Genomic DNA, 1,211 nt, shown 5'->3' on the forward strand with positions numbered 1-1,211 from the left:
TGTGCACAACCGGAATCGCCCCCTCTGGGAGGCGTCCTGGGGGCGAACTGAGGGTGTCCTGAAGGTGGCCCGAAAGCGTCGCCCCGTCGGCCCGGAGGCGACCTAGAACCTGCCGTCCTGGCAGCGCGCCACCCAGTCCGCGGCCGTAACGAATTCGGCGTCGGACGTCCCCGCCAGCGGGGTGCGGACGTCCTTCACGGTGGCGTCCGCGCGCGGGTACGACCCGAGGTACCGCACCTCCAGACAGATCCGCTTGAGCCCCATCAGGGCCTCCGCCACACGCCGGTCGGAGATGTGTCCTTCCGCATCGATGGCGAAGCAGTAATTGCCGATGCCCTGGCCGGTCGGACGGGACTGCAGCAGCATCAGGTTGACGCCCCGCACGGCGAACTCGCCCAGCAGGTCGCGCAGCCCACCCGGGTGGTCGTCGCGCTGCCAGATGACCACCGAGGTCTTGTCCGCACCGGTGGGTGCCGCGGGGCGGGCGGGGCGGCCGACGAGCACGAAGCGGGTCTGGGCGTTCTCCGCGTCGTGGATCCCGCTCTCCAGGGGCTCCAGGCCGTACCGGGCCGCCGCGAACTCGCCCGCGAAGGCCGCGTCGTACCGGCCCTCCTGGACGAGCCGGGCGCCGTCCGCGTTCGATGCCGCCGACTCCCAGACGACGTCGGGCGGCAGGTTGGCCTTCATCCAGTTGCGGACCTGCGGCTGGGCGGCCGGGTGCGCGGTGACCGTCTTGATCTCCGACATCTTCGTGCCGGGCCTGACCAGCAGGGCGAAGGCGATGGAGAGGAGCACCTCGCGGTAGATCATCAGCGGGGCGCCGGCGACCAGCTCGTCGAGAGTGGTGGTGATGCCGCCCTCGACGGAGTTCTCGATCGGTACGAACGCGGCCTCGGCCTCGCCGTTGCGAACGGCGTCGAGCGCGGCGGGCACGGACACCATGGGGACGAGCTCACGGGTCGCCGCCTCCGGCAGAGTGCGCAGGGCGACCTCGGTGAAGGTGCCCTCGGGACCGAGGTACGCGTAACTGGCTGGCATGGCCTCACCCTAATGGGCCTTGCGGATCCCGGCGCACGCTTCCCGGTCCCACCACCCCTGAGGGCGATGCCCGGCGCGCGAGCGCCCTCACGCCTGCGCGGGGGCGCCCACGGAAGCGCACCCGTGAGTACCCCCATAGTGCGCCCACGAGTGCTCCACGTGGCGCACCCCTC

General features: G+C 71.7%; 1 protein-coding gene. It reads right to left on the reverse strand.

Features of this window, described 5'->3' with window-relative positions; translation table 11 throughout:
• Nucleotides 1-102 precede the first annotated feature (102 nt).
• Nucleotides 103-1,038: a prephenate dehydratase gene (gene pheA, locus FPZ41_RS46490; protein WP_152870921.1), complete on the reverse strand. Its 936-nt coding sequence runs from the start codon at nt 1,036-1,038 to the stop codon at nt 103-105.
• Between the last annotated feature and the right edge of the window lie 173 nt (nt 1,039-1,211).

The organism is Streptomyces acidicola, from assembly GCF_009377235.1.
In the GTDB taxonomy this organism is placed as follows: Bacteria; Actinomycetota; Actinomycetes; order Streptomycetales; family Streptomycetaceae; genus Streptomyces; species Streptomyces acidicola.